Origin of the sequence: Streptomyces sp. AC558_RSS880, from assembly GCF_019049255.1 — a bacterium.
GTDB lineage: Bacteria > Actinomycetota > Actinomycetes > Streptomycetales > Streptomycetaceae > Streptomyces.
In genome coordinates, this window is record NZ_JAGMUJ010000054.1 from 1 (window position 1) to 1,696 (window position 1,696).

Sequence of the window (1,696 nt, forward strand, 5' to 3'; positions counted from 1 at the left end):
CCCCGCACCCCCCGCGAAGAGACCCTGTGCACCCTCTTCGCCGACGTCCTGGGCCTGGACACCGTCGGCATCGACGACAGCTTCTTCCACCTGGGCGGGCACTCCCTGCTCGCCACCCGCCTCATCAGCCGCATCCGCACCGTCCTGGACACCGAACTCGACGTACGCGCCGTGTTCGAGGAACCCACCGTCGCCGGACTCGCCCGCCGGCTCGACACCGCCCGCACCACCCGCCCCGCCCTGACCACCAGGACACGCCCCCCCAAGATCCCCCTCTCCGCCGCCCAACGCCGCCTCTGGTTCATCAACCGCCTCGGGGATTCGGGCGGCAACTACAACACGGGCCTCTCCCTGCGTCTGTCCGGTGCGCTGGACGTGCCGGCCCTGCGTGCGGCCCTGAACGATGTGGTGACCCGGCACGAGAGCCTGCGCACCACGTTCCCGGACACCGACGGCCGCCCCCGCCAGGAGATCCTCGCCCCCGAGCGGGCGACCGTGGACCTGACGGTCGACGACGTCACCCCCGAAGACCTCGGTGCGGCGCTCAGCCGTGCCGCCTCGGTCCCTTATGACCTCGTCGTCGAACCGCCCCTCCGTGCACACCTGTTCCGTCTGTCGGACGAGGATCACGTGCTGCTGCTGGTCGTCCACCACATCGCCAGTGACGGCTGGTCCAACGCGCCGCTGTCGAGGGATCTGTCCACCGCGTACACCGCGCGCTGCAACGGTACGGCGCCGGACTGGCAGCCGCTGCCGGTCCAGTACGCCGACTACACCCTCTGGCAACATGACGTACTCGGGGACGAGAACGCCCCCGAGAGCGTGCTGAACGGCCAGCTGGACTACTGGCGCAGGACGCTCGCGGATCTCCCCGAGGAGCTGAACCTCCCCACCGACCGGCCGCGGCCCGCGGAGATGAGCTACCGCGGCGAGCAGGTGACCCTCCGCTTCAGCCCCGAACTGCACACCTCGCTGGTCGACTTGGCCCGGGATGCGGGTGGCACCGTCTTCATGGTGCTCCAGGCCGCCATCGCCGCCCTGCTGGGCAAGGTCAGCGGTGGTGAGGACATCCCCATCGGTACCGCGGTGGCGGGGCGCACCGACGAAGCGCTCGACGACCTCGTCGGTTTCTTCGTGAACACGCTGGTCCTACGCACCGATCTCTCCGGTAACCCGACCTTCCGCGCGCTCGTCGAGCGCGTCAAGGAAGCCGACCTGGCGGCCTACGCCCACCAGGAGGTGCCCTTCGAACGCCTGGTTGACGAGCTCAACCCGGTTCGGTCCATGGCGCGGCATCCGCTCTTCCAGGTCATGCTGTCGATGCAGAACACCCCTGCGGCCGGAACGAAGCTGGGCAGCCTCTCGGCGGCTCCGCTTCCGGTGGCTCTCGACACCGCCAAGTTCGACCTCTCCTTCGAACTGGCGGAGCGGTTCTCCAGCGACGGCTCACCGGCGGGGCTGGAGGGTGCGATCGAGTTCGCGACCGATCTCTTCGACCGCTCGTCGATCGAACAACTGGCCGTGCGCCTCTTCCAGTTGCTGGAAACGGTGGTGGCGGATCCGGACCGGGTGGTGTCCACGGTCGATGTGCTGACCGCGCGGGAGCGCGAGCGGGTCCTGGTGGAGTGGAACGACACCGCGCGTCCCGTCGAGCCCGTCACGCTGGCCGGTCTCTTCGAGGCACGGGCGGCGCGGA

At 69.6% G+C, this 1,696-nt stretch carries 1 protein-coding gene; it reads left to right on the forward strand.

The genetic code is table 11. The features are described from left to right. Positions 1-1,696: condensation domain-containing protein (locus KUM38_RS19845; protein ID WP_254397470.1), on the forward strand; the 1,696-nt coding region annotated here is incomplete at both ends.